The sequence below is a fragment of the Streptomyces panaciradicis genome, from assembly GCF_023516615.1.
Classification (GTDB): domain Bacteria; phylum Actinomycetota; class Actinomycetes; order Streptomycetales; family Streptomycetaceae; genus Streptomyces; species Streptomyces panaciradicis.
On sequence record NZ_JAMGBF010000060.1, the window covers coordinates 14,081 to 39,404 of the forward strand.

Here is a 25,324-nt window from a genome sequence, read left to right on the forward strand (position 1 = left end):
CCCCCGACCAGACACCGACCTGTGAGGACGACCGTTCAATGGACATGCTGTGGAACGGCTGGGGCGACCCGGCCAAGGCGGCACCGCTGCCCGAGACGGTGACCGGGCTGCTGCACGACCTGCTCGGCGTCCAGCCCCGCAGCACCCCCGCACTCGGCCTGGACGACATCCGCCCACCCGCCCCCACGGCAACCCCCGCCGCCTTGCGCGCCCTCGGTGCCGCGGTCGGTGACGAGCACGTACGCACGGACGCGGAGAGCCGCGTCCGGCACACCCGCGGCAAGTCCACCCCCGACCTGCTGCGCCTGCGCGCCGGCGACGTCAGCGACGTCCCGCAGGCAGTCGTCCTGCCCGCCACTCACGACGAGGTCCTCGACGTGCTGCGCGCCTGTGCCGCGCACGGCCTCGCCGTCGTGCCCTTCGGCGGCGGCACCTCGGTGGTGGGCGGACTGGCCCCGCAGCGCAGCGCGTTCGTCGCCCTCGACCTGCGCCGCATGAACGCCCTGCTCGACCTCGACCCGGTCTCCCGCACCGCGGTCCTCCAGCCCGGCCTGCGCGCTCCCGAGGCCGAAGCGCTGCTCGCCGCAGAGGGCTTCACCCTCGGCCACTTCCCGCAGTCCTTCGAATGGGCCACCATCGGCGGCTTCGCGGCGGCCCGCTCCAGCGGGCAGGCGTCCGCCGGCTACGGCCGCTTCGACGAGATGGTGCTCGCACTGACCCTCGCCACCCCCGAGGGCACGATCGAGACCGGCCGCGCCCCACGCTCCGCCGCCGGACCCGACCTGCGCCAGCTGATCCTCGGCTCCGAGGGCGCCTTCGGCGTCATCACCTCCGTCACCGTACGGATCCGCCCGCTGCCCGAAGTCCGGATCTACGAGGGCTGGCGGTTCGGCTCCTTCGAGGAGGGAACCGCCGCACTGCGCCGGCTCGCCCAGGACGGACCCCGGCCGACCGTGCTGCGCCTGTCCGACGAGACCGAGACGCTCGTCGGCCTGGCCCAGCCCGACGCCATCGGCGCCGACCTTGCCGCAGGCGGTGCGGGCTGCCTGGCGATCGCCGGGTACGAGGGGACGGCCGAGGACACCGCGTACCGCCGCGAGCGGGCGGCCGCCGTCCTGGCGGACTGCGGCGGCACCCCGGCCGGCGCCGAACCGGGCGAACGCTGGGCGCACGGCCGCTACTCCGCGCCGTACCTGCGCGACGCCCTGCTCGACGCCGGCGCCTTCGCCGAGACGCTGGAGACCGCGGCCTTCTGGTCCCGCGTCCCCGAGCTGTACACCGCCGTCCGCACCGCCCTGACCGACACCCTCACCCAGGCCGGCACCCCACCGCTGGTGATGTGCCACATCTCCCACGTGTACGAGAACGGCGCCTCCCTGTACTTCACCGTCGTCAGCGCCCAGGGCGAGGACCCGGTGGCTCACTGGACGCCCGCCAAGCACGCCGCCAACGAGGCCGTGCTCGCGGCCGGCGGTACCATCTCCCACCACCACGGGGTCGGCACCGACCACCGCGACTGGTACGTCCGCGAAGCCGGCCCCCTCGGCATCTCCGCCCTGCGCGCCGTCAAGCGCCGTCTGGACCCCGAGGGCCTGCTCAACCCCGGCGTCCTGCTGCCCACCGACTGACCCACCCCACCCCATCCGACCGCCTGCCTCGGAGGCCCATTCGATGCGCCAGTACACCGCCGTCGTCAACCCCACCGCGGGCGGCTCCACCGGGGCGGCGACCCTGATCCAGCTGGCCCGGCTGCTGCGCGCGGCCGGTGCCGAGCTGGAGACCGAGTACAGCAACGACCTCTCCCACGCCCAGGACATCGCCCGCGCGGCCGGCGAACGCGGCCGGATCGTCCTGGCCGTGGGCGGCGACGGCATCGCGGGCGGCATCGGCGGCGCGCTCAGCGGCACCGGGACCGTACTGGGCCTCGTACCCGCCGGACGCGGCAACGACTTCGCTCGCGCCCTGCACCTGCCCGCCGAGCCGGAAGCCCTCGCCCAGATCCTGCTGCACGCCGAGCCCCGGCCCGTCGACACCATCGAGGTGGAGTCGGCCGTCCACCCGCGCACGGTGGTCCTGGGCAGCGTGTACGCCGGCGTCGACGCGCAGGCCAACCTGCACGCCAACAACGCCCGCCTGCTGCGCGGCGCCGCCTCCTACTACGCGGGCGGACTGCGCGCCGTGACCACCTGGCGGCCGGCCGACTACCGGGTCACCGTCGACGGCGAGGAACACCTCCACCGCGGCTACACCGTCGTCGCGGCCAACTCGCCCTACTACGGTTCCGGCCGGCTCATCGCACCCGACGCGCGCGTCGACGACGGGCTGCTGGACGTGGTGCTGATCCGCGAGGCCCCGCGCAGGCTCTTCTTCACCCTGATGAACGAGCTGAAGACCGGCGCCCACATCCGCCGCCCCGAAGTGCGCGTCCTGCGCGGCCGGGAGCTGCGCATCGAGGCCGGCCGGCCCGTCCCCTACGGCGCCGACGGCGAGGTGGACGCCACCCTCCCGGTCACCGCGCGGGTGCGGCCCGGGGACCTGTCGGTGCTGTACTGAGCCCGCAAGATCGTCTCGACCGCCGAGGAGGCAGCTGACCAGCCGGTCTGCCGGTTCACGATGTGCAGTGCGCGCCTTCGATCCCGACGGCACTCCCATCGCAGCGTGCAGGTGCGCGCCGGGATGAAGACGGCCCTGTGACGGCGTCGAGGGCCGGACAGCCCACGGCCGGGTTGGGGCTGGCGCTGCGGGATCGCGGTCGTACGCAAGGGAGCCCTCTCCTCTGCTCCGGATCCTGCCACTCGGGGGAGGGGCGCCGTTGCGAGGGAGTCGCCTGCGGTGCAGACCCGCCGATCCCCGGCTCTGCGCGGGCACCTTTGACCGCCTGACGTTCAACGGCACGATCATCGACACCGGCACCGATGCCTACCTGCCTGCCTCACCCGGGCACAGGCCGGCGACCGCAGCCAAGGCCGGCTCGTAGCCGCCTTGAGCCACCGAGCAGCTGGGCCGCTTCACGGCGGGTGTCGGAAAAAGAGTCGTGGGCTGCTGTCGATCCGGTCGCGTCCCGTTCGACGTGATTGATGTCCGGCGGTTCGCCGCACGGTGACGCGACAACCCGACGAGGAAACCACGTGGATCAACTGCTCAGAGTCATGAACTTCAACGTCTCGAGTGACGGAATCGGTGCCGGTGAGCACCAGAGTCTCGAGAGGCCGTTCGGCCACGACCATCCCGAGAAGCTGTTCGCCTGGGCCGGAGCAACGGCGAGCTGGCCCATGCGTACCGACCCCGGGGGAAGCCGGGGCCTCGACGACTACTTCACCCGGGACTTCGCACGCAACATCGGTGCCGAGATCATGGGCCGCAACAAGTTCGGGCCCCAGCGCGGACCCTGGGAGGACCATGAGTGGCGCGGCTGGTGGGGGGAGGAACCCCCGTTCCGTACGCCGGTGTTCGTCATGACCCACCACACACGTCCGTCGTTCACGCTCTCGGACACCACCTTCCACTTCGTCGACGGCGACCCGGCCGCGGTCCTCGACCAGGCGCGGGAAGCGGCACAGGGCAAGGACGTCCGGCTCGGTGGCGGGGTCACCACCATCCGACGGTTCCTCGACGCCGACCTCGTCGACACCCTGCACGTGGCGGTCTCACCGGTAGAACTCGGGACCGGGCTACGACTCTGGAAGTCCCCCGATGAGCTGCTCGACCGGTTCCACCTGGAGGTCGTGCCCAGCCCGAGCGGCGTCACGCACCATCTGTTCTGGCGAAGGTGACGCAAAGACCCGTCCCGTAGGGGCGTCATCCATCCAGCTGGGGCCAGGTTGTGGAGTCGGGCTTTGGCAGGCCCGACCCACAGCGTCGCGCGGACGTCCAGCCTCCGTTCCGCAGTGCTACGTGATTACTGCTGAGCGAGGAGGTCTTCAGCCAAGTGCGGGAGCGGGCAGCTCGCCGGAGAGGACCTTGCGCTCCTGCAGCCGGGTCAGGCGGACGACCACCACGATGGCGAGGACCGCCGCCGCGATGTCGAGGCAGTCGGAGAACAGCATCGTCCCGGCTGCCTCGTGCAGTTCGTCCGCCGTCTGGCCCTGACGGGAACTGCTGTCGGCGAACCGGCCCACGAAGACGCTGGCGATCCACAGTGTCCACCAGGCGTTGACCGGCGTGTGCCCGGACCGCGAGCCCCAGGGAGCGCTGGCGTCCCAGCTGTCCGCGACGATCCGGTGCGGGAACCACAGGTTCACCACCGGGCAGAACCAGGCGCCGATGGTCCAGCCGCGCTTCAAGCGATGCCGCGAGGCGTCGAACACCTCGGCGTTCACCCGGATCCGCCACAGCCAGCACAGGTAGACGACGGCCGTGGCCACCAGCGCGACACCCTGCGCGACGCCGGCGATGGCATAGAGGGCGTCCGCCTGGTCCGCCCGGTCGATCACGTCGGCGCCGGTGACGCCGTCGGTCAGGTCGCCGGTGACGTTCATCTCCCGCAGGTCGGCGTAGCAGGCGAACAGGTCGGTGGCGATGACGAGGCCGAGCATGATGACGGTGGCGCGGCCGAGCGCGGCCGGCGAGCGCAGCAAGGCGCCGGGCGAGGCAGCGTTTGGCGGAACCGGCATGGGCGTGGTCATGAGAAAGTCCCCCGAGAAGACGAGATCCGAGCCGGCGCGCGGTTCTCCCCGAACCGGCGCGGGCGCATTGGTGTCAGCGCGCGTACGAACGCGCGCGGCCACCGGAACATACGGTTGGATGCCGTCGTACGTCCACTCGGTTCTCAGCCCAGCTCGGTCCGCCAACTCCCTGAAGACGGCCTGGGCGAGCGCCGGCTCGCCCAGGTCCCTCAGCTCCCACGGCGGTCCGCTGCTGAGACCGGATGCTCCAGCACGTGTCCGGGCGAGGAGGATGGACGTGCGGGGTGGTGGCGGAGTTCGGGTTCAGGCCGGCGCTCGGCACCAGCCGGCACCCTCCATCTGCGACGACCCCGACCAGTGGCTCGCCGCCTCGACCGACGAGCATTCCGGGCTCACCCCGAGGGCCCTGCCAGGGCCTTGATGGCGGGGCGAAGCAACGCGGCGATGTGATCCGCAGGGGCCTCACGAAGCGCTGCCAGGCCGAGCAGCTGGTGGCCGATGGTCACGCCCAGCAACGCGGTGACAACCAGTGCGGCGCGTAGTTCGGGATGGTCGGGATCCGGCAGGGCGGCACCGACGCTGTCGATCTGCCGCCCCAGAGCGGCACGCACGTGATCGGCTGCCGCCTGGTCTGTGAGCATCGACCGCATCATCGCCAGTGTGCCCTCGGGAAGCCCGCCGAGCTTGAGGCCGAGGGAGGCCAGCAACTGATCGACCAGCTCGTCGGCATCAGTGGTAGGCAGCGGGGTGGGCAACGCCTGCACGGCTTGGCCGAACAGCTTCCGTTTCGAGCCGAAGTACTGCATCACCAGAGCCGGATCGACGCCTGCCGCGGCCGCCACGGCGCGGATGGTGGTGCGCTCGAACCCCTTTTCGGCGAACAGCTCCCGGGCGCTGTCGAGGATGCGTGCCTCGGTCGCTCGGCGGCGGTCGGCGCGGGACTGGCGGGGAGTGGACACCAATTCACTCTACAGCCGTTGACCGAACTTCCGCGGCGAGCCTACCGTGATCGGGTCAACAAGTGTTGAGCGAATGGAGTGCCCCCGTGTCACCTCTCGATACACCTGCCGGCCGCACCCCTGCCGAGGTGTTGAGCCGCTACTACCAAGCCATGCTCGACAAGTCGGCCGACGAACTCGCCGACCTCTACGCCGTCGATGGGGTCCACGAGTTCCCGTTCACCCCACCCGGCTTCCCGGCCCGCTTCGAGGGACGTGAGGCTGTGCGCGCCGGCTACCGGGCGATCTGGGGCGCCAGCCCCGCCGAGGTGCAGGAGGTCAGAAGGATCGCGGCCTACGAGACCGCCGATCCCGAGGTGATCATCGCCGAGCATGTAGTGGTGGGAACAGTGCTGCCCAAGGGCTCTGCGTTCACCGTTCCGGGCCTTCTGATACTCCACGTCCGCAACGGAGTGATCACCCGCGTCCGCGACTACATGGACGGCTCAGGCGTCGCCGGCGCCAGGGCCTGACGGCCCGACCACTCCAGCCACGGCCCAATTCGGCCGAGCCCGGTGCCGTGGGCTTGTCCTCGTCCGGTGATCACCGGACGGATGCCGCGTTGCCGCAGGGCCGGCGGTACTTGTCGTGGTCGTAACCGCAGTCGGCGAACAGCGCGTCGGGCCGTTTGAGGGGCCGGCCGACGACTCCGGCCACGGGGAACGGCGGCAGTCCCTGATCACCGGGGTGTGCCCCCGGCTGCGTCATCGAGAAGCAGGACTCTTCCTCGAAGACACTTTGTCTTCGTCGCTTTCGATGGCTCGTGCGGCCGGGCACCGACCACCAGGTGCGGGGAGGTGCCGTTCGGGTCCTGAAGTTGATTCCAGCGATGACTGAGCCCGTCGGTCAGTCGATGCCTTCGACGATGCGGAAGTCGCGCTTGAAGCCGTCGGGGAGGGCCACGAGCGCCTTCTGGTATGCCTCGCTCTCGTAGGCCGCGACGGCCTGTCCAAAGCTGTCGAACTCGATCAGAACGACGCGTTGCGTGATTCCGAGCTCGTGGGCGACGACTCGGCCGCCACGGGACAGGACGCTCCCGCCCGCAGCCCGGACGGCCGGACCGGCCAGTTTGTTGTAGGCAGTGAGAATCTCAGGGTCGGAAATGGCGGGGTAGACACTGACCCAGTAGCCCTTGGTCATGGAAACCTCCTGTGTTCGGGCGGACATGTACGACTTCGAATCGACGCTCAGACGCTCAGACGCTCATGTTGCTCGGTCCCGGTGGCGGAGCACCGAACGTGTGTGAGGACTTGCTGATCCGGCCTGGGCACCAGCCCGCCCAAGCGCGAGGCGGCGCTCGCCATCGGTCAACGGCCTGCCGGCGTCTCGTCCACGACCACCGTCGGATTGCCTCCACGCCCCTCACGCAGGCATGCGTGGACGATCGTGACGGGCAGGTCGTCGTGGCCGGCAGGCCCGGTGGGGCGCGTCATCGAGTGCGGGGCGGGAAGTCGGCGAAGCGTGGTGCGCCGGGCTCGTGCGGTATGCGGGCAGTGCGGGCGGCGAAGCTGACGGCGTGGTACCACCCACACAGCAGGAGCAGGTCGAGCAGTTGGAGCTCGTCGAAGACCGAGGCAAGCCGTGCCCACAACGCGTCGTCGATGTCGGAGCGCTCATGCAGCATGTCGACAGCGAGAATGAGCAGTCGTTCCCGCTCGGATGTCCAGCATTCGTCGGCGGGACCGCCGTGCACCAGCGAAGTCGCCTGTGCGTGAGTGAGGCCGACGCGCTCGGCGAAGGTCAGCATGTGCACGCCCCACTCGTACTCGCACCCGCACAGCGCGCACGTCCGGTCGATGACGATCTCGCGTTCCCGCATGGTCAGCGTCAGCTGCCGACCCAACTCGTAGCGACCCCACCCGTGCATGGCGCCGGCCATCGGGAGGTTTCTGGCGAACATCCGGAACAGACCGATCGGCGGGGCGTCTCCGGGCATCATGCGCGCGAGCAGTGCGCCGACCTCGTCGGTGTACGGCGGTTCGAGCAGGGCTATCCGCGACATCGGCTCTCCCTCGAGCTTGTTTCGGAATCAGAAACGCCGAATGGATGTTAGTGTTTCGAATAGAGAAACGCAAGGAGACGTATGTCAACGCCGCGCCCAGGAAAGCCGGTTCGTGGATCGACGACCGGCCGACCGATCATGGCCGCGATGGACCTGTTCGGTCGGCGGTGGGCGCTGCGCATTCTCTGGGAGCTGCGTTCGGGCCCGCTCGGCGCCCGTGCACTGCTGGCGCGGTGCGAAGGCATGTCGTCCAGCGTCCTCTACCAGCGGCTCCGCGAACTCACATCGAGCGGGATCATCGCCCAGTCGACCGACGGCTACGAGCTCACTCGGCTGGGGACAGCACTCAGTCACGCCCTGCGTCCGCTCGACGAATGGGCGGCCGTCTGGGCGCAGGAGCAAGAACGCGAAGGTGAGGAGCCCACCGAGACCTGACGGCTGACTCCCGAACCAGGTGGCGGTGAAGTGACGATGTGCTGGGTAGGGGCGGTGGGCCCCCGGCAACATGCGGCTGAGCCGGCATGGATTGCTGGGGCCGCGGTCTGCCCGGTCCGGCAGATCGCGACTCCCGGCAATGGCTCGGGCCGCAGACGTGCCCGAACCCGACGACCACGCGCTCGGACGCTCTCGCGGCGGCCTGAGTACGAAGGTCCACCTCACCGACGATGGCCGTGCTCGGCCGATGGCCCCGCCAGGGGGCGATGTCCCGGCCTTTGGGACCGCCCTGGCCGGCATCCGTGTTCCGCGAAGTGGACTCGGAAGACCGAGGATCCGGCCGAAGGTCGTTGTGGCGGATCGCGCGTGTGCGTCACGCGCGATCCGAATACGCCTCTGCCGACGAGGGATCGGCGTTGTCATCCGCCAGTCGTCCGACTGGGTCGGCCATCGTGTGCGGCGGGGTCGCGCCGGAGGCCGCCCGCCTGCCTTCGACGCTTGAGCACGACGATCTCACCGACGGATCCACGAGGCAGTGCCTAGGTGAGCGGGGCGGTGGGGGCAAGGACGAGGACCTTGCCGGAGAGCGCGCCTTCGGCGGCCTCCGCGTGCAGCGTCGGCAGCTCGGCCAGCGGCACCCGTCGAGCGATGTCGACGTGCAGCGCTCCGGAGTCGACCAGTGTCACCAGCCTCGCCAGTTGTGCGGCGTCGCTGTTGACGAAGAGGTTGACGCCGCGCACGCCGCGTTCCTCGTCGGAAGGCGCGGGCATCCACACCGTCGTGTTCACCACGATGCCGCCGTCGCGCACCGCGGAGGTCAGCGCGGCCAACTGCATCGGCTCGACCGGCGCGAGGTTGAGCACGACGTCGACCAGCGCGGACAGCTCGGGAACGCCGTGGCCGAGCACCTCATCGGCACCCAAAGTCTTGACGCGTTCGCTGCTGCGTGGCCCGGCCGTGGCGATCACGTGTGCGCCGGCGTGCTTGGCCAGCTGGACGGCGTAGCCGCCGACTGCACCGCCCGCGCCGTTGATCAGCACCCGCTGGCCGGCAGTGAGCTTGGCGTGGTCGAAGAGGGCCTGCCAGGCGGTGAGCCCGACCAGAGGCAGCCCGCCCGCATCGGCAAGCGGGATGCTCGAAGGCGCCGCCGTCAGCAGGCCGGCCGGTGCGAGTGCGTACTCCGCCGCCGCGCCGGCGCCGGTCATCGGTAGGAGGCCGACAACGCGGTCACCTGCCCGGACACTGTGCACGCCCTCACCCAGGGCGTCGACCGTGCCCGCGACGTCGATGCCGGGGGTGTGCGGCAGGGTTACCGGGATGGGGCCCTGCATGAAACCCGCGCGGATGTTGCCGTCGACCGGGTTGAACGACGTCGCGGCCACCCGGATCAGGACCTCCCCGGCCGCAGGGATCGGCTGTTCCACGTCTTCGTAACGCAAGACGTCCGGAGAGCCGTACTCATGGAAACGTACTGCTTTCATGGCACATGCCACCTTTCATGATGGAGAATCTGCTTCGAATTTGAAGCACATTGAGGCTGGGGCATGCCTCGGTTTCGAGACAGTGCCTTCAGGTGTGTGAGGGACGACAGCCGCTAGAGGGCGGTCAAGAGCTGGAGCTTGTCATGGCTCGGGGAACCGGGGACGGCGGTGAACACCAGCAGCGTCTGACACTGTTCCGGATCCAAGAGCATCTCGGCGTAGAGCTCCAGCTCCCCCAACTCGGGGTGCAGGTAGCGCTTGAGGTCGTGATGATGGGTCACTCCCACTTCGTGCAACCGCCAGATGTTCGCGAACTCGGAACTGACCTCCAGCAGCGCGGCTACGATCTCGCCGGCCTTTCCTGTGGGATCCGCCGTGTACGCGTCCCGGATCTCCGCGGCGAAGACCCTGCCTCGTATCGGATGGTCCTCCACGGGGTACAGGCCACGGACCTGCGGATCACCGGTGAACCATCGGTAGACCAGGTAACGGGACATGCCCGAGTACTGGGTGTAGTCACCGAGCAGTGCGACCGCCGGGCGAGTCTGCAGCAAGGCCTCACCGAGTCGTGACAGCACGATGGCCGGCACGTCCGAAAGGCCAGCGACGATCCGCAGCATCGTGGGTCCGACGTAGTCGTCCCGCAGGATCCGCCGAGGCGCCGGGATCCCGCCCAGGACGAAGAGGTGGTCACGCTCGCTCTGGTTGAAACGCAGTGCCCGGGCGAGCGCGACGAGCATCCGCTCCGACGGCACCGGACCTCGCTGCTGCTCGATCCGGCTGTAGTAGTCGGCCGACATCCCGGCCAGCGCCGCCACCTCCTCGCGCCGCAGCCCGCCGGTGCGGCGCCGCTGCCCGCGGGGAAGCCCGACATCCTCCGGCTGCAACGCCTCACGACGTGCTCGGAGGAAATCCGCCAGCAACGCCCGGTCCATCGTCCGACCTCCTCTGTTCGACAGGACAATCTTGACGCGAACCCGGGAGCGGATGAAGGGTGGCTTTAACCGGGGACAAGTTGTCCCTGGCTGACGAGCTCATGCAGCTACGTTGCACTTTGGATGCGCTGCCTGGCGGTCTGAGTGGCGCGCCCGGCGGCATGCTCAGCCCTGCGGTTCCCGCGGCTTGACACCGTACTCCCGCACTTCTTGGTCCTTGAGGCCCGTGCGGGCGGCCTGCGGTGCGATCCCGCAGCATCGTTCCGGTCGCGTCCTGCGGCGGAGCGCACACGCCTCGTTCGGACTGGGTCTGGTCCACGGTCGCTCCCGGCCCTCCTGCGTGCGTTGGACCGGCATCACCCCCCTGAAGCCGGGATCACCTCGCTGTCGAGGCTGGACCTCACCGTGCGTACAGCCTGTCCAATGCAGACCGGCTCGCGGCGTCCGCGGGGCGGCATATCATCAACCGCTGGTCTGGGTCTTGAAGTGGCGTGAGGACTTCGAAATCCACGGCGATCACACCGGCGCCGGGATGGTCCATCAGTTTGCGCCCGCGGCCATTGACATCGACGTGCTGCTCGTCCCACAAGCGTGCGAACTCCTCGTCGCCCGCGATGATTTCGCCGATCAGGCCGGTGAGCACCTCGTCACGTGGGTGTGCGGCCCATGCACTGCGCAGGTGGGCGACTCCTTCCCGCACGACGCGCTCGCGCTCGACGTAGTACTTGCGTGTCTCCGGATGCATCAGGCACAACCACATCGCATTGCGCTGAGCCGGCGGCAGGGCGGCGAAGTCCACCAGCAGCCCGGCCATTTCGCTGTTCCAGGTCAGCACGTCGAAGCGGTGGTTCATCAGCATGGCCGGCAGCGGCGACAGATCGTCGACGAGCCGGGCCAGCGACGGCGTTGCGGTTGTGGCGGGTTTGCCCGCGTCGCGGGGACGCTGTTGGGCGAGCTGGAAGAGGTACCTGCGTTCGTCGGGGGCCAGGCGCAGCGCGCGGGCCAGCCCCTCCACCACCTCTGCCGAGGGCCGCAATCCACGGGCCTGTTCCAGCCGTACGACGTAGTCGACGCTGACTCCGGCCAGTTCGGCGACCTCTTCCCGTCGCAATCCCGGAGTACGCCGGGCCTGTCGGCGCGTCGGCAGGCCGAGTGCGTCCGGGTCCAGACGCTTGCGTCGACTCCGCAAGAACGCGGCCAGCTCCTGTGTCGTGTCCACGGTGCGGGGCGTCATGCCCGGTCCAACACCCAAGGTGGGAGTGGTGTTCCCAGGAACGTCCCGCCCTTACCCCCGGCTCGCGGTGATCGCAGGCTTGCTCCCGACGACGGATCACACGCACAGGAGGACACGATGTCGCACACTCTCGACACCTACCGGCTGCTCGGCCGCAGCGGACTGCGAGTCTCACCGCTGGCACTGGGCGCGGCCACCTTCGGCACCGAGTGGGGCTGGGGCGCAGAACGGGACGAGGCGCGCAGGATGTTCGACCTCTACGTCGAGCGTGGCGGCAACTTCATCGACACCGCGAACACCTACACCAACGGCAGCTCCGAGCGTCTGCTGGGCGAATTCACTCGCGACCACCGCGAAAGTCTGGTCCTGGCGACGAAGTACACGACGCTGCGCCGGTCCGGCGACCCGAATTCCGGGGGAGCTCACCGCAAGAGCCTGTTCGCGTCCGTGGAGGCCAGCCTGCGACAGCTGAACACGGACTACATCGACCTGCTCTACCTGCACGTGTGGGACTTCACGACGCCGGTCGAGGAGATACTGCGCGGCCTGGACGACCTGGTCCGGCAGGGCAAGATCCTCTACGCGGCGATCTCCAACGCTCCGGCTTGGCAGGTCTCGCGCATGCAGACCATCGCCGACCTGCGCGGCTGGTCCCCGCTGGTCGCGCTGCAGATCGAATACAACCTGGCGGAACGTGGCGGGGAGCGCGATCTGATCCCCATGGCACGCGAGATGGGACTGGGAGTGGTGCCGTACTCACCGCTGGCTGGTGGGGTGCTCACCGGCAAGTACAGCCACGACGACCTGACCGCGACGCACGCCGCATCCGCAGACAGCACGCGTAAGAGCTTCAACGCCGCGCTGGGCACCGTCACCGAACGCGTCCTCACCATCGCCGGTGCCGTGCGTGAGATCGCCGCTGAGCTGGGCCGTACGCCCGCCCAGGTCGGACTCGCCTGGCTCCTTCACCACCCGGACGTGACGGCGCCCGTCATCGGCGCCCGCACTCCGGCGCAGCTGGAGGACAACCTGGGCGCCTTGTCAGTGGACTTCACCGCCGCGCAGCTGGCTCGTCTCAACAAGATCGGCGGGATCGAACTGGGTTATCCGCACGCCATGCTCGCCAGCGACCACATCCGAAGAGTGACCGGGGGCGACCTCAGGATCGAAACCCGTCGCTGACACCGCACCGAGCCCCTGAAGGGCTGCGCCTCGGCCCCCCAGGGCCGCGATCTGCGGTAGGCGCCGGCGTGTTGCGGCATCGGGGCGAGATGTGCGTGTAGGAGGGTTGGCAGGGGCGTGCGGCTTCCTGATGGGGCGTCATGGATGAGCGGTGAGCGGGAGCTTCAGCTCCTCAGCGCCGCCCTGCGCAGGGTTCGCTCCGCGATCCGGGCAGCCGCTGACGCGGGCAGCAGGTGGCCGAAGACAAAGGCCTGGACCGTGTTGAGACGGCCGTCCACGACCGCCGGGCCCCGTCCTCGCAGGGCGGTCATGACGGTGTCCGCCACGGAACCGGGCGCGCGCTTGCCCGGCACTCGGCGTGTGTTCATCGGTGTGTCGGTGGCACCGGGGCTGACTGCCACGACCCGCACTCCCGTCGCCCTCGTCTCGGCCCATACCGCCTGGGTGAAGGACAGCACGAACGCCTTCGAGGCCGCGTAGGCGGCCACATACGGCGCGGGCGCGTACGCACCGGTGCTCGCGATGTTGACGATCGCACCTCTTCCCCGCGCGACCATGGGGGGCAGCAAGAGCGCCGTCAGCTCTGCCACCGCGCCGGCATTGAGGTCGACCAGGCCGCGCACCAGCGCGGGATCGCTGCCGACGACCGGCCCCAACAGACTGGCGCCGGCATTGTTGACGAGCACGTCGACCTCGGTCCCCGCATCCGCCAGCCACTCGGCCAGCCGGGAAGGAGCACCCTGGTGCGACAGGTCGAGAGCGAGCGTCGAGACCTGTGTCCCGTGTTCGGCGTGCAGTCGCTTGGCCTCCGCCTCCAGGCGTGCGCCGTCGCGTGCGACCAGGACCAGGTGCATGCCCTGCCCGGCCAGCCGCTCGGTGATCGCGGCCCCGATGCCTGTCGCGGCGCCGGTCACGACCGCAGTTCGCCACCTCGTCTGTTCCTTCGTCTTCATGCCCAGAACCGTAAACTCTGACATTGACGTGAATGTCAAGCATGGATCGGTGGAGGAGACGGCGTGCGCATCGGGGAACTCAGCAGGGCCACCGGGGCCAGCACCCGTTCGCTCCGGTACTACGAGGAGCAGGGGCTGCTCTCCAGCCGCCGTCGCTCCAACGGATACCGGGAGTACGGTGAGGAAGCCGTACGTCAGGTCGCCTTCATCCAGGACCTCTACCGCGCGGGGCTGCCCTCTCAGATCATCCGGGACATCCTTCCCTGCAGCACCGAACCGGCACCGCCCGCGGGTGAGTGCACACAACTCCTGGCCCGCGTCCGGCAGGTCCGCGACGAACTCGCCCGCCAAGAGCAGCAGATCGCTCAGCGCCGCGAGACGCTCGACCGGTACCTCACGGGCACGGCCGCCCCCGCCGGCCAACCCCGCCGCTCCGCTTGAGGCGGCTGAAAGGCGTGTGAGGTCGGCACCCTGGCGCAGACCGGAACCTCGCGACGGAGCCGTGGGAGGGGTGCGGACGGGCTCGGGGTGCGCGGATTCCGGTCGCTCACTCTCCTGCGGCGCATGCCTCCGCCTCTGCCAGGTACCGCGCCACCGGGCCCAGGGTCAGCATGCCGCTGGCGGCGCCGGCGTGTTCTGCGCAGGCATCACGCAGGGCAGCCGCACAGTGTGCGGCGACTTCGCGCTCGCCGAGGCGTACGGCGGCGCGGGCGGTCAGGCACCACATGGCCTCCTGCATCTGGTCACGCGGTGGTTCTGGCACGGCACCGAGGGCGGTACGGACCTCCTCGCATCGGTCCTGGGCGAGCAGCACGAGGGGGCGCGTCCAGGGCTTGTACGGGCCCCAGTCGAGGTGCGGGTCGGTGGGCGCCGGCCGGTCGTGCAGCAGGCGCAGTCCCAAGAGGGCGAGCGGGAACAGGCCGCGGTGCAGCCCCGGCATTCCGGCCGTCCGCAGGGCGTCCTCGGCAGAGCGGTAGTGCGCTGCTGCCGTGGCGGCGGTCGGTCCGCCGGGTTCGGCACTGCGGGCGGCTGCGGCCCGGGCCCTGAACCAACCGGTGAGGACGGGGACGAGGGACGCCTCGGTGGTGGCGGCGAGTAGGTCGGCTGCATGGGCGTGCGCGCTCGCGGCGTCCAAGTCGCCGAGGGCCGAGGCGGATTGCAGGCGGACGAGTCGGCCGAGGACGGCGAAGTTCGGCAACTCGTGCCGGGTGGCCAGGTCGAGGATCTCGGCGCCGGTCCTGTCCCGTGCCGCCGCGAGCCCGGGGCGGGTGAAGGACTGCAGGAACACCCCGTTGAGGGCGAAGGCCAGTAGAGCGGGATCGGCCAGATGCCGTGCCAACTCCTCTGCCTGTCGTGCCGCCTGCTGCGCACGCTTCAGCTCGGTTGTGGACAGATCGGCGCTACGGCTCTCGACGGCGACCGTGGCCAGGAGGCGGGCGCGCAGATCGGCGGGGCAGTCTGGGCCGAGCGCGGTGAGTGTGCGCTCGGCAGCCGCGACGACGGCGCGGGACTGCTCGGGGTCGTCGGCCCGGCTCCAGAGTGCGGGCACGTCGTAGGCGCCGATGGTTCGGGCGGTGAGAAAGAGGTCTCCCGTGCGCTCCGCCGCGTGGATGGCGGCGGGGCGGTCGCGCCGAGAGTGGACGAGGGCGTCGCCCCCCGCCAGCGCGAGGGTGCGGGCCAGGTCCATGGTGGTGCGCGGGCCGAGTCGGACACCATGGCCGGTCCACGCGGTACGCGCTCCCTCCAGGGGCGCGGCCCCGTTGAGGATGTCCGTCTCCAGACGCTGAAGGTCGCCGCTGGGGTCGAGCCCGAGTTGGTCGACGAGCATGGCGCGGGCGCGGCGGAGGACGGCCAGTGCGTCGGCCTGGCGGCCCGCGCGGTGCAGCGCGCGGGCAAGCAGCTCCCAGGCCGGCTCGCGCCACGGGTGTTCGGCGACATGGGCCCCCAGTTCGGCGACGAGGTCGGCCCCTTCGCCGGAATCGAGGAGGATGCGGGCGCGCAGTTCCACCCCCTCCAACCTCAGTTCCTCCAGTCGGGTCCGCTCGCGCTGCGCCCACGCCGAGCCGGTGACATCGGCGTAGGCGGGTCCGCGCCAGGTCGCGAGTGCCGCGCTGAGGTCGGTCACCGCGCCGGGGCTGCGGCGGGCTCGGGCCAGGGTGTCCTGGAACCGATGGACGTCCACGTCATCACGCGGCAGGCGCAGCGCGTAGCCGGGACCTTCGGTGACGAGTACGCGCGGCGGATTGCGGGGCGGCCGGTCGGGTTCGAGGGCGCGGCGCAGCGCGGCGACGAACGTACGCAGAGCACCCACGGCGCGGGCCGGCGGATCGGTCCACAGGTCATCGACCAGGGTGTCGGTGGTGACCATCCGTCCTTCGGCGGCGACGAGCCGGGCGAGCACTTCACGATGGCGGGGTCCGCCCAGGTCAACCGGGCTGCCGTCGTCGCGGAGGGCCCGCACCGCACCGAGCACGTCGATTCGCATGCCCCCATCCTCCGTGCCGGGGGCCGGTTGCGCCCAACCGTACTGATCGGCTGCTGATCGCCGTCGCCCAAGCTGATCCGGTCAAGTCCCCGACCCGAAAGAGTGGTCCCTCATGACGCTCACCATTCCCGGCTTCGATCACGTTCGCCTGCCCGGTGCGGACGGTGTGGAGCTGGCCGTAGCTGTCGGCGGCAGTGGCAGCCCGGTCGTGCTGCTGCACGGTTTTCCCCAGACCCACCTGATGTGGCGACACGTCGCCGAGCGGCTCTGCGACGAGCACACGGTGATCTGTCCTGACCTGCGGGGTTACGGCGCCAGCGACAAGCCGGCGGCCACCAGCCCCGATGTGTATGCCAAGCGCACCATGGCCGCCGACGTCGTGACCCTGGCGGCGGCGCTCGGCCACGAGCGCTTTGCCCTCGTCGGCCACGACCGAGGCGCCCTGGTCGCCTTCCGGGCGGGGTTGGACCACCCTGAGACCATCACGCACCTGGGCATCCTCGACATCGTGCCGACGCTCGACATGTGGAACGTCCTGCATGGCGTCTCGGCGGCGGTCGGCTACCACCTCTTCCTGATGGCACAGCCGCCGGGCCTGCCGGAGACGATGATCGCAGGCAGCGCGGACGCGTTCTTCGGCTCGTTCCTCGACACCTGGGCCAACGACCCGAACGCCATGCCCGCCGATGTGCGTGCCGAGTACCTGCGCGCGAGCGCCGCGGCGGTGACGTCGATCGTCGCGGACTACCGGGCCTCGGCGGACATCGACGTGGCGCACGACCAGGCGGACCTGGACGCCGGGTCTCAACTGGCCATGCCCGTGACGGTCGTCCAGCAGGACTGGGGCGCGCGGCTGGGCTACGACGCTGCCGGGGTGTGGAAGGCGTGGGCGCCGGACCTTGACCACCGGCTGACCCGCGCCGGACACTTCATGGCCGAAGAGGCACCCGACGAGATCGCGGCTGCGATCCAGGACCTGCTGGCCCGCTGAGCGTCCACCCTCCAGAGCCAGGGTGTTGCCCTTTCGGATCCAGGAACGGGCGGACAGGGCCGCGTGGGGCAACGCCAGCTCGATGAAGATCGTGAAGCAGCTGGTGGCGGTGGTGAGGAAGGCGTTGCTCATCAGGTGCGTATACGCCGCCGACATCTGGAAGCCGGTGATGCGGCTGATGTACCGGCGGACAGCAGGGCCCCGTCCCGCTCCGGGAGGCCCCATGCGCGAGATGAAGAGTCCCAGTCAGCGGCCGAGGTGCCTACGGACAGGCGTGCCCAGGCTGCCAGTCGGCGAGCGAACCGACACGTGGGCGGGGGCCATGTGGACGCCGCGCTTGGCCACGGGGCAGTGCGGCGGTCTGAGGCGGGCTCGCTGTCGTCACGGGGGCGGAGCACGAGAACGGCCCGCGGGAAGTGGTGCTTCCCGCGGGCCGTCCGTCATCGGCCTATCGGCGTGTCACTTGCCGAGGTAGGCGTTGTAGACGGTGATCGCCGACGTGTTGCCCTTCTTGTCGGTGATCTTGGCGCGGAACGAGATGCCCTCGTTCTTCGCCGGGTTCTTCACGGTGATCCTGCCGCCATGGACGGTGACCTTCTTGAAGGTCTTGCCGTCGTAGGAGACGTACACCGAGAGGGACTTCAGGTTGCCGCCCGCGGCCGCGCCCTCGACGGTCACCGGGAAGGTGACCTTCTTGTCGGCGTCGACCCGGCTGTCCAGGCCCGTCGTGGCGCCGAAGTGCAGGGCGGAGACGGGGAGCTTGGCGATGCCGCCGCCCGACGGCTTCTTGGAGCGGAAGGTCCAGGTGGCGTCGATCCGCGAGGAGACCGCGGCGACGTCCGGCGAACGCTTGACCGAGGTGGTCAGCTTGTACGCGGCGTCGGCGGACGGGACGTCGAAGGGCTCGCCGAACAGCGGGTCGTGGTTGGAGCCGACCTTGCTGCCGTTGCGGTACAGGGTGGTGTTCACCGAGGTGAAGAGCGAGGAGCCGGCGTGCTTGGCCCCGTCGGCGAACAGCGGCAGCATGCCGTAGATCTGGTTGCCGTCGCGGTAGACACCGAAGTCGGCGTTCAGGTGCGGGCCGAAGACCGCGGTGTTGAACGTCTTCGTGTACGACTTGCCGGCCGAGTAGGACTGGGCGCCCAGGGCGTAGCCCGCCTCGCTGATCGGGAACCCGTCCTGGTCGAGACCGCCGTCCTGTTCGAACTCCAGCTCCCACTTCACGCCGCCCTTGGCGGCCAGGTGCAGGGTGCGGGTGCCGGGCAGCTTCTGCGGGATGGAGACGGCGGAGGCACCGGAGGCGCCGGGCAGCCAGCCGAAGGCTGCGACGGAGCCCTTCTTGCCGCTCACGGAGGCGCCGAGCCGCGCCTTCACCGTGGCCAGTTCACCCGCCTTGTAGTGCTTGGTGTAACCGGTGGCGAGCTGCCTGACCGGGCCGCCGGAGGTGACGTCGTACTGCTCGGTGGCACCCTTGGTCCAGTGGCCGTCCCACTGCTGGGTGAGCGTGCCGGCCGGCAGCTGCGGGCCCAGGTGGGCGGTGTGGAAGTTCTTGTACGTGGTGAGGAACCAGCCGAAGCCGTACTGGCCGTCGCCGATCGTCACGTCCCACTCGGGTGAGGCGAACACGGACTTGGCACCCGAGGCCGGGACGGTGATGTCCACCGGCTTGGCCTTGCGTGCGTCGATCGTGATCGTCTGCTTCTTGGCGACCGTCAGTTTCGGCTGGGCGATCGAGTCGATGCCCTTGCTCGCGTCCTGCGGGTCCCCGTAGACGGCGGCGTTGAGGATGTACGTGCCCTTGGGCGCCCGCACCTTCACCGTGCCCGACTTGTCGTACCCGTTCAGCTGCTGGCCGTTGGCCAGACCGGCCACACCGATCAGATCGGCGTTGTAGTACGGGGCCGGCTTGCCGTCACGACCGACGAACTTCAGCGTGACGTCGTAGGACTCCACCTCGCGCTGTACCGCGGCGGCCGTGCGGACGCTCTGCCCGTCGCCGGTCGCGGTCACATACGACGAGTAGGCGCCGTCGGTCGTGCCACCCAGCTTGGTGTCGACCGTGAAGCCGACCGCGGCCTTGCCGTGCGCCGGGACGGTCACCGAGGTGGCGGCCAGCTTGAAGAAGCCGGCCGGGGCGGCATGGCCCTTGGGGTCGGTGGCGGTGCTGGTCAGCTTGAGCGTGACGTCCTTGTCGCCGAGGTTGCGGTACGTCAGCTGCTTGGTGACCGGCTTGTCGTCGGTGTGCGGCCACTGCTGCACACCGAAGCTGACCGAAACCGGGTCGGCGATCACGGACTGCTTGATGGCCTTGTCGACCGCGATACGGCCCGAGCCCTGCTGGAACGGCGTGTAGTTGCCGCCCTTGGCCGAGCCGGTGAGCGCGCCCTTCAGCTCGGCGTAGCCCCAGTCGGGGTGCTCCTGTTTGAGGATGGCGGCGGCGCCCGCGACGTGCGGGGTGGCCATCGACGTGCCGGAGATGGTCAGGTAGCCGTCGGGCTTCTCGCCGACCTCCTTGTCGATGACGCTGCCCTTGGCGGCTGCGGCGGTGATGTCCACGCCGGGCGCGGTGACGTCCGGCTTGATGGCGCCGTCGCCGGCCCGCGGACCGGTGGAGGAGAAGTCCGCCAACTTGTCCTTCTTGTCGACGGCGCCGACGGTGAGCGCGGCGTCCGCACTGCCCGGCGAACCGATCGAGTGGGGGCCCTCGTTGCCTGCGGCGATCGCGAACAGGACGCCCTTGTCGGCGGAGAGCTTGTTGACCTCGGCCTCGAGCGGGTCGATCTCGGGCGTGTCGTAGCCGCCCAGGCTGAGGTTGATGACGGAGGCGCCCTGCGCGGCCGCCCACTCCATGCCGGCGAGGATGCCGGAGTCGTCACCGGAGCCGGTGTCGTCCAGGACCTTGCCGTTGAGGATCTCGGCGTCGGGGGCGACACCCTTGTACTTGCCGCCCGATTTGGCGCCGGTGCCCGCCACGATGGAGGCCACGTGCGTGCCGTGCCCGAAGTGGTCGGTGGCGTCGGCGGCCGCTGAGAAGTTCTTGGACGCGACCACCTGGCTCTTGAGGTCCGGGTGGGTGGTGTCCACACCGGTGTCCAGGACGGCGACCTTGACACCCTTGCCGGTGTAGCCGGCAGCCCACGCGACGGGGGCGCCGATCTGTGGCACGGACTTGTCGAGGGCGGCCTGGCGGACGCCGTCGAGCCAGACGTGCGCGATGCCGGAGGCGGCGCTGTCCCCGTTGGTGACGGCGTTCCACAGCTCGGCGGTGTCCTTGACCGGAGTCTGTACGGCGTCAGCGTTCAGCGCCTTCAGGCTGCGGCGCAGGGTGCCGGCGTCCCGGACATCGGTGCGGGCGGCCGCGGCGGCGCCGCTGTAGCCGACGATGACCTTCAGGCCGTTCTTCTGGGCCTTGCGGATGGCGGCCTTGTTCAGCTCGGTGATGTCGAACAGGCGTTGGTCCAGCGTGCCGACGGCGACCAGGCGGGCCGCGTCGGCCGGGACGACCAGCGTGTGGCCGTGGGCCTTGCGGACCTGGACGGGTATGTTCTCCCGGCCCTTGGCCCGCCGCAGGCCGACGACGCGGCCCTTGGCGTCGAGGTCGACCCGGTCCCCGGTGATCAGGGTGACGTGGTGCTTGACGGTGAGTGAGGAGCCGGCGGCCTGGACTTGCTGCGCGGGCTTCGCCGACGCGGGGCTGGTCATACCCGCTGCGAGGGCGACGGCTGCGGCGGTGGCCACTGTGGCCGCAGCTGCTCTTTTCAATTGTCTGCGCAAGATCTCCCCCTGGAGATGAGGTATCGGGCGAATTCCCCGTTCACCCGACCGAGGGGTATCTCGTACAGCTGTACACCGACCCCCCGGACGACGAAGTATGCCGGGGGTTGATGAGGCGGCTCAAGAGTTGAGAGGACGGTGTGAAAGCGCTGCCTACAACTGTTACGCGCCCGGGCAGACACCGTTACCGAATCGCGAAGTCCCGCCCATCGCAACGGTGTTACGTGACGTCAGTCGCCGCGTTGCCGCGCACGGTGAACTTCCCCTTGCGGATGGTGGCGGCGCGCGGGAGCACGTTCGCGATCGCTGAGTGGGAGGTGGCGCCGATCAACGGCAGCCTGTGTGCTCTCTGTTGCCTGCGATATGCGAGGTTGGTGCTGATACTTCCCGTCTATGGCCAGCACCAGGCCGAACAGGTCCGTGATCAGGTGGCGTTTGCGTCTTTTGATCTTCTTGCCGGCGTCGATGCCCTGGCTGGCCGAGGCCGGTCCGACTCGCCCTCCAGGCGGTGAAGGCAGGTTCGATCGAGGACCAGCGGGTGTCGGGCGCATCGCTGCGGTAGGTGCGACGAAAAACCCTCACGTTGTCCAACGACCGCCAATGGCCCCACACGCAAACGTCCCAGAACACCAACTACGCGAGTCGGATGCCCTCTTGGGCACCGTTCGTCGAGGAAGGTGCGTGCCGTCCTGCCATGATCGGAAGCAACCATGTCGCGATCAGCCGACACCTCTCTTCAACCGCGGCCGGCGGGCGCAGCGAAGCGCACAAGCCCGAAGCTGCCGCAGGAAAGGATGGGCGTGCACCTGTCTAGGGGCGTCCTTGCTGCGCTTTTCCTCCTCCCGGTCGTCTGCGGGGCTGTGCTTGCTGGGTCGGCCCTTGCCAGTTCGTCAGTGGTGCGCTGCCCGGGCGAGAACGTTGGGGAGGACGGCGAGGAAAGGCCCGGTCCGATGCGGCCTGGCGACACCCACTGTTCGGTACTGCGTGGCAACGTGCCTTTGGGTGAACGGACGTACGATGAGCAAAGGGCGGCTCAGCACGAAGATCGGCTCGACAACCTCACCACCGGCAGCGGCCTGGCGGTCTACGGTCTCGTCGGGGTGACGATCATATGCTGCGGGCTGCGGCGGCGAACAGTGTGAGGAGGTGGGCCCGGATCGTGCGGTCGGGTTGCGCTGTTCTACAAGCAGCGGCGCGTGCAGGGCCCGCATGGTGGCCGCCGGGCGGCGGCGCCCGCCTCGCCCAAGCTGCCGCGCAGGCGAAGCCCACCATCGTGCAGAACCGGGACCGCAGTCCGGGACGCGGTATCTAGGACTGGAGGAGGCTCAGTCATAAAGGACGCAGGAGCGCCCGTTACGGCGGCGGTGAGCGTGAGGACAGCCTCGAATGCGGCGGCGGCCTGCGTCAGCGCGGCCGGGTAGGTCGCGCCGTCCAGACGGGTTAACCTGCCCGCGCCGGCGGTGGTTGGAGGGCACTCCGGGGTCCTGCCGACAGTGCGAGGTTCTGCGTCGGGCGACGGCCTGGTCGTAGCGGTAGGTGTTCCCGCCTGAACCAGCCCCGCGGGAGGCTGTCTGCCACGCGGTCGGCCGTATCGGCGCTCATGGCTGGGGGTTGCCTGCGGAGGGGTCGGCAAGGGGTAGTTCCGCCCAGATGACTTTCCCGTCTCCGGTGTAGCGTGTGCCCCAGCGCTGGGCGAATTGAGCGACGAGAAACAAGCCTCGCCCGCCTTCCTCACCGACAGCGGCCCGCCGCAGATGGGGAGAGGTACTGCTGTGGTCGGAGACCGCGCAGATCAGCCGGTTCCGTGTCCGGATCAGGCGCAGTGCGACAGGGCCTATGGCGTGGCGGATGGCATTGGTGACCAGTTCGCTGACGATCAATTCCACGGAGAAGGTCAGCTCCAGCAGCCCCCACTGGGTAAGGCGGTCGCCGGCCAGTTCACGGGCTCGCCCTACGGCGGCCGGCTCGAATGCCAGGTCCCAGGTGGCGACGTTCTCAGCGGGAAGTGCGCGGGGGCGGGTGACGAGGAAGGCCACGTCATCGTGTGCGCGGTCGGGCAGCAGGAGGCGTTCCATGGTGTCACAGACTTCCTCCAGGGGGCGGTCGGGATGGGCGAGTGCGAAGCCCAACCGTTCCAGACCGGTGTCCTCATCGCCCTCGGAGGCCGTGAGCAGGCCATCGGTGTAAAGCGCCAAGACGCAGCCCTCGGGGATCTCCACCTCGACCGATTCGAACGGCAGTCCGCCTACGCCCAGTGGAGGCCCCGCCGGTATGTCGAGGAATTCCACCGCCTTGTTCAAGTGGGCAAGAGCAGGGGGCGGATGTCCAGCGCGGGCGAACATGGCACGGCGCGTTACCGGGTCGTAAATGCCGTACAGGCAGGAAGCGCCGAGCACGCCCTCGATTCCGTAGGGGTGTGCGGCTTCGGCCTCCGCAGCCAGGCGGCTGACCAGGTCGTCGAGATGGGTCAGCAGCTCGTCGGGCGGCAGATCCAGGTCGGCCAGCGTGTGGACGGCGGTGCGCAGCCGTCCCATCGTGGCCGCAGCGTGGATGCCGTGGCCGATAACGTCACCGACGACCAGCCCTACCCGTGCGCATGCCAGGGGCAGCACATCGAACCAGTCACCGCCTACTCCTGCCTCAGTGTCCGCGGGCAGATAGCGGTAGGCGGCCTCCACGGCTTCCGGGGTGGGTAGCTCGTGGGGCAGCAGGCTGCGCTGCAGAGTGAGCGCGCTCTGGTGCTCACGGGTATATCGACGTGCGTTGTCGATGCACACGGCGGCGCGGGCAGCGAGCTCCTCGACGAGCAGCAGGTCCTCGGCGGCGAAGGGGTCCGGGGTGCGCCAGCGCATGAGGGTGGCCACCCCCATGGTGACTCCGCGGGCACGCAAGGGCACCACGAGGTGGGAGTGAATGCCCAGCTGGCGCAGTCGGTCGCCGCGTACCGGGTCCTCGAGCAGCCATGGTTGTGACAGGTCCAGAACGGCGTTCAGGACGGGTTGTCCGCCCGTTAGACACTGCCAATGTGGGGACCCTTGCGAGTAGCCGACCCGCTGCCCCGGCGTGACGACGGCCTCGGGTAGGTCTTCCCTGACCGAACGATGAGCCACCCGGCAAAGGTCACCGGTCCTGCGGGCGGACCGTGCGTCGGGTTCCCGTCCGGCCAGTACGTCGCCGAGCAGGTCGACAGCGGTGAAATCAGCGACACGGGGTACCAGGACCTCGGTCAGTTCCTGGACTGTGCGGTGCAGGTCCAGGGTGCTGCCGATCAGGACGCTTGCCTCGTTGAGCAGAGCCAGCCGCTGCTGTGCCTGATGGAGATCGGTGACATCCACCGACTCCTCGCACACTCCCAGCGGTCTGCCGTCCGCATCCTGCAGACGGTAATAGGACAGCGACCACACGTGTTCCCGATCGGGATCAGAAGGGGGGCGCCCCCGGTAGTGCACGTCTGTAACCGTCTGTCCGGAATCAAGCACTTTGCTCATGAGCTGCGTGATCGTGGCTGGGTACTGCGCTGAGAGAATCTCGCTCCCCGGGTACAGCTCGTCCTCGCTGCGCCCGACGTACTGGGCGAACGCCCCTGGGAGCTCCTGCCGGGCTGCGGCGTTCGCCCACGCCACGCGCAGGTCCGGGCCGTAGATGGTCATCCCGACCGGGGAGTGTGTCGAAATGCCGTGCAGCATCGCCTGCTGCAACTGCCGGCCCCGCACCTGCTCAGGGTCCCCGAGGAACACCACCGTGGTGGGGCCTATCACGGTGGCAGGCAGCTGACGGCACGCTGCCACCAACCGCAACAGGCGGCCGGACCGGTGACGGAATACGACGTCAAGCCAGCGTTCTGGTCCTGATTGAGTGAGCCATTCGCCCGCTTTCTGCCCGTCCACGTGCACCGAAAGCTTGTCGACAGGCTGCCCGAGGGCCTCCTGTGCGCGATAACCGAGCAAATGTTCTGCCTCGGGACTCCAGCCGGCCACGAGCCCTTCGCTGTCCAGCATGACTGTCGCGAGCCCCGGCACCCACGAAGAACCGCCGAAGTCGGCGGGTGCAGGTTCACTCGATGGCGCACTCATCGCATCCGTCCTCGCCCCGCGTCCGCCGTGCGGCAGACCGCCCTTACCTCAAGGATCAGCCCAGTGCGGGTGGGACACAAATGTCACCGCACCGCCGCATGATCAGTCACCGGCATGTGCATCCTGGTCCACCGCAGGGGAGCCATCCCGTCGGGT

The 25,324-nt window shown here is 69.6% G+C and carries 20 protein-coding genes and 2 pseudogenes; 10 read left to right on the top strand and 12 right to left on the bottom strand.

Annotated elements, in window-relative coordinates; all coding sequences use genetic code 11:
- The first annotated feature begins 38 nt into the window (after positions 1 to 38).
- The 4 genes and pseudogenes from M8J74_RS20895 (at position 39) to M8J74_RS20910 (ending at position 3,773) form a co-directional block, all read left to right on the top strand.
- Positions 39 to 1,628, top strand: a complete 1,590-nt coding sequence (locus M8J74_RS20895) for an FAD-binding oxidoreductase (protein ID WP_249837894.1) — start codon at positions 39 to 41, stop codon at positions 1,626 to 1,628.
- A 43-nt stretch (positions 1,629 to 1,671) separates the two neighbouring features.
- Entirely contained in the window at positions 1,672 to 2,553 is an 882-nt protein-coding gene (locus tag M8J74_RS20900; protein WP_249837895.1) for a diacylglycerol kinase family protein, read from the top strand.
- A 292-nt stretch (positions 2,554 to 2,845) separates the two neighbouring features.
- Positions 2,846 to 2,977, top strand: a pseudogene (locus M8J74_RS45150) (IS21-like element helper ATPase IstB); the annotation flags it as partial.
- A 151-nt stretch (positions 2,978 to 3,128) separates the two neighbouring features.
- The gene (locus M8J74_RS20910; protein ID WP_249837896.1) at positions 3,129 to 3,773 is read left to right on the top strand and encodes a dihydrofolate reductase family protein; all 645 of its coding nucleotides are present in this window, start codon (positions 3,129 to 3,131) and stop codon (positions 3,771 to 3,773) included.
- Positions 3,774 to 3,920: 147 nt separating this feature from the next.
- Here M8J74_RS20910 and M8J74_RS20915 read toward each other — a convergent pair whose 3' ends face one another.
- Complete coding sequence (locus tag M8J74_RS20915; RefSeq protein ID WP_249837897.1) at positions 3,921 to 4,613, bottom strand: DUF4328 domain-containing protein; 693 nt, start codon at positions 4,611 to 4,613, stop codon at positions 3,921 to 3,923.
- A gap of 404 nt (positions 4,614 to 5,017) precedes the next feature.
- Positions 5,018 to 5,584 carry a TetR/AcrR family transcriptional regulator gene (locus tag M8J74_RS20920; RefSeq protein WP_249837898.1) on the bottom strand — a complete coding sequence of 189 codons (567 nt, stop codon included), beginning with the start codon at positions 5,582 to 5,584 and terminating at the stop codon, positions 5,018 to 5,020.
- An 86-nt stretch (positions 5,585 to 5,670) separates the two neighbouring features.
- Here M8J74_RS20920 and M8J74_RS20925 point away from each other — a divergent pair, with 86 nt between their 5' ends.
- Positions 5,671 to 6,096: a nuclear transport factor 2 family protein gene (locus tag M8J74_RS20925; protein ID WP_249837899.1), complete on the top strand. Its 426-nt coding sequence runs from the start codon at positions 5,671 to 5,673 to the stop codon at positions 6,094 to 6,096.
- 70 nt (positions 6,097 to 6,166) lie between these two features.
- On the opposite strand, the gene M8J74_RS20930 is transcribed toward M8J74_RS20925, so the two are convergent.
- From M8J74_RS20930 to M8J74_RS20940, 3 genes are all read right to left on the bottom strand, one after another.
- Positions 6,167 to 6,331 (bottom strand): hypothetical protein, encoded by a 165-nt coding sequence (locus M8J74_RS20930; RefSeq protein ID WP_372500222.1) that lies wholly within the window; start codon positions 6,329 to 6,331, stop codon positions 6,167 to 6,169.
- Between the two features lie 138 nt (positions 6,332 to 6,469).
- Complete coding sequence (locus M8J74_RS20935) at positions 6,470 to 6,763, bottom strand: DUF1330 domain-containing protein (RefSeq protein WP_249837900.1); 294 nt, start codon at positions 6,761 to 6,763, stop codon at positions 6,470 to 6,472.
- 289 nt (positions 6,764 to 7,052) lie between these two features.
- Positions 7,053 to 7,625 carry a carboxymuconolactone decarboxylase family protein gene (locus tag M8J74_RS20940; protein WP_249837901.1) on the bottom strand — a complete coding sequence of 191 codons (573 nt, stop codon included), beginning with the start codon at positions 7,623 to 7,625 and terminating at the stop codon, positions 7,053 to 7,055.
- Between the two features lie 138 nt (positions 7,626 to 7,763).
- Here M8J74_RS20940 and M8J74_RS20945 point away from each other — a divergent pair, with 138 nt between their 5' ends.
- Complete coding sequence (locus M8J74_RS20945; RefSeq protein ID WP_249837962.1) at positions 7,764 to 8,060, top strand: winged helix-turn-helix transcriptional regulator; 297 nt, start codon at positions 7,764 to 7,766, stop codon at positions 8,058 to 8,060.
- 148 nt (positions 8,061 to 8,208) lie between these two features.
- A pseudogene (locus M8J74_RS20950) lies at positions 8,209 to 8,556 on the top strand (IS5/IS1182 family transposase); the annotation flags it as partial.
- Positions 8,557 to 8,599: 43 nt separating this feature from the next.
- On the opposite strand, the gene M8J74_RS20955 reads toward M8J74_RS20950, so the two are convergent.
- The 3 genes from M8J74_RS20955 to M8J74_RS20965 all read right to left on the bottom strand — a co-directional run bounded on the left by M8J74_RS20955 (position 8,600) and on the right by M8J74_RS20965 (position 11,710).
- A complete protein-coding gene (locus tag M8J74_RS20955; protein ID WP_249837963.1) occupies positions 8,600 to 9,541 on the bottom strand; it encodes an NADP-dependent oxidoreductase in 942 nt (313 codons plus the stop codon).
- Positions 9,542 to 9,654: 113 nt separating this feature from the next.
- Positions 9,655 to 10,476, bottom strand: coding sequence for a helix-turn-helix transcriptional regulator (locus tag M8J74_RS20960; protein ID WP_249837902.1), 822 nt, complete (start codon positions 10,474 to 10,476; stop codon positions 9,655 to 9,657).
- A 400-nt stretch (positions 10,477 to 10,876) separates the two neighbouring features.
- Positions 10,877 to 11,710, bottom strand: a complete 834-nt coding sequence (locus M8J74_RS20965; RefSeq protein ID WP_249837903.1) for a helix-turn-helix transcriptional regulator — start codon at positions 11,708 to 11,710, stop codon at positions 10,877 to 10,879.
- Between the two features lie 117 nt (positions 11,711 to 11,827).
- On the opposite strand from M8J74_RS20965, the gene M8J74_RS20970 reads away from it, so the two are divergent.
- Entirely contained in the window at positions 11,828 to 12,892 is a 1,065-nt protein-coding gene (locus M8J74_RS20970) for an aldo/keto reductase (protein WP_249837904.1), read from the top strand.
- 164 nt (positions 12,893 to 13,056) lie between these two features.
- On the opposite strand, the gene M8J74_RS20975 is transcribed toward M8J74_RS20970, so the two are convergent.
- Positions 13,057 to 13,845: an SDR family NAD(P)-dependent oxidoreductase gene (locus M8J74_RS20975; RefSeq protein ID WP_249837905.1), complete on the bottom strand. Its 789-nt coding sequence runs from the start codon at positions 13,843 to 13,845 to the stop codon at positions 13,057 to 13,059.
- A gap of 63 nt (positions 13,846 to 13,908) precedes the next feature.
- On the opposite strand from M8J74_RS20975, the gene M8J74_RS20980 reads away from it, so the two are divergent.
- Positions 13,909 to 14,286 carry a MerR family transcriptional regulator gene (locus M8J74_RS20980; protein WP_249837906.1) on the top strand — a complete coding sequence of 126 codons (378 nt, stop codon included), beginning with the start codon at positions 13,909 to 13,911 and terminating at the stop codon, positions 14,284 to 14,286.
- A gap of 106 nt (positions 14,287 to 14,392) precedes the next feature.
- On the opposite strand, the gene M8J74_RS20985 is transcribed toward M8J74_RS20980, so the two are convergent.
- Positions 14,393 to 16,330, bottom strand: coding sequence for an AfsR/SARP family transcriptional regulator (locus M8J74_RS20985; protein WP_249837907.1), 1,938 nt, complete (start codon positions 16,328 to 16,330; stop codon positions 14,393 to 14,395).
- A 112-nt stretch (positions 16,331 to 16,442) separates the two neighbouring features.
- Between M8J74_RS20985 and M8J74_RS20990 the strand changes: the two genes are divergently transcribed.
- Positions 16,443 to 17,321, top strand: coding sequence for an alpha/beta fold hydrolase (locus M8J74_RS20990; protein WP_249837908.1), 879 nt, complete (start codon positions 16,443 to 16,445; stop codon positions 17,319 to 17,321).
- A 459-nt stretch (positions 17,322 to 17,780) separates the two neighbouring features.
- On the opposite strand, the gene M8J74_RS20995 is transcribed toward M8J74_RS20990, so the two are convergent.
- Positions 17,781 to 21,023, bottom strand: a complete 3,243-nt coding sequence (locus M8J74_RS20995; protein ID WP_372500223.1) for a S8 family peptidase — start codon at positions 21,021 to 21,023, stop codon at positions 17,781 to 17,783.
- A 1,670-nt stretch (positions 21,024 to 22,693) separates the two neighbouring features.
- A complete protein-coding gene (locus tag M8J74_RS21000; RefSeq protein WP_249837910.1) occupies positions 22,694 to 25,168 on the bottom strand; it encodes a SpoIIE family protein phosphatase in 2,475 nt (824 codons plus the stop codon).
- Positions 25,169 to 25,324 lie beyond the last annotated feature (156 nt).

What these genes read in the sequence shown, in the direction of transcription:
- M8J74_RS20895 (WP_249837894.1), top strand. Translation starts at nt 39, where the DNA reads ATGGACATGCTGTGGAACGGCTGGGGCGACCCGGCCAAGGCGGCACCG.
- M8J74_RS20900 (WP_249837895.1), top strand. Translation starts at nt 1,672, where the DNA reads ATGCGCCAGTACACCGCCGTCGTCAACCCCACCGCGGGCGGCTCCACC.
- M8J74_RS20915 (WP_249837897.1), bottom strand. Translation starts at nt 4,613, where the DNA reads ATGCCGGTTCCGCCAAACGCTGCCTCGCCCGGCGCCTTGCTGCGCTCG.
- M8J74_RS20930 (WP_372500222.1), bottom strand. Translation starts at nt 6,331, where the DNA reads ATGACGCAGCCGGGGGCACACCCCGGTGATCAGGGACTGCCGCCGTTC.
- M8J74_RS20935 (WP_249837900.1), bottom strand. Translation starts at nt 6,763, where the DNA reads ATGACCAAGGGCTACTGGGTCAGTGTCTACCCCGCCATTTCCGACCCT.
- M8J74_RS20940 (WP_249837901.1), bottom strand. Translation starts at nt 7,625, where the DNA reads ATGTCGCGGATAGCCCTGCTCGAACCGCCGTACACCGACGAGGTCGGC.
- M8J74_RS20945 (WP_249837962.1), top strand. Translation starts at nt 7,764, where the DNA reads ATGGCCGCGATGGACCTGTTCGGTCGGCGGTGGGCGCTGCGCATTCTC.
- M8J74_RS20955 (WP_249837963.1), bottom strand. Translation starts at nt 9,541, where the DNA reads ATGAAAGCAGTACGTTTCCATGAGTACGGCTCTCCGGACGTCTTGCGT.
- M8J74_RS20960 (WP_249837902.1), bottom strand. Translation starts at nt 10,476, where the DNA reads ATGGACCGGGCGTTGCTGGCGGATTTCCTCCGAGCACGTCGTGAGGCG.
- M8J74_RS20965 (WP_249837903.1), bottom strand. Translation starts at nt 11,710, where the DNA reads ATGACGCCCCGCACCGTGGACACGACACAGGAGCTGGCCGCGTTCTTG.
- M8J74_RS20970 (WP_249837904.1), top strand. Translation starts at nt 11,828, where the DNA reads ATGTCGCACACTCTCGACACCTACCGGCTGCTCGGCCGCAGCGGACTG.
- M8J74_RS20975 (WP_249837905.1), bottom strand. Translation starts at nt 13,845, where the DNA reads ATGAAGACGAAGGAACAGACGAGGTGGCGAACTGCGGTCGTGACCGGC.
- M8J74_RS20985 (WP_249837907.1), bottom strand. Translation starts at nt 16,330, where the DNA reads ATGCGAATCGACGTGCTCGGTGCGGTGCGGGCCCTCCGCGACGACGGC.
- M8J74_RS20990 (WP_249837908.1), top strand. Translation starts at nt 16,443, where the DNA reads ATGACGCTCACCATTCCCGGCTTCGATCACGTTCGCCTGCCCGGTGCG.
- M8J74_RS20995 (WP_372500223.1), bottom strand. Translation starts at nt 21,023, where the DNA reads ATGACCAGCCCCGCGTCGGCGAAGCCCGCGCAGCAAGTCCAGGCCGCC.
- M8J74_RS21000 (WP_249837910.1), bottom strand. Translation starts at nt 25,168, where the DNA reads ATGAGTGCGCCATCGAGTGAACCTGCACCCGCCGACTTCGGCGGTTCT.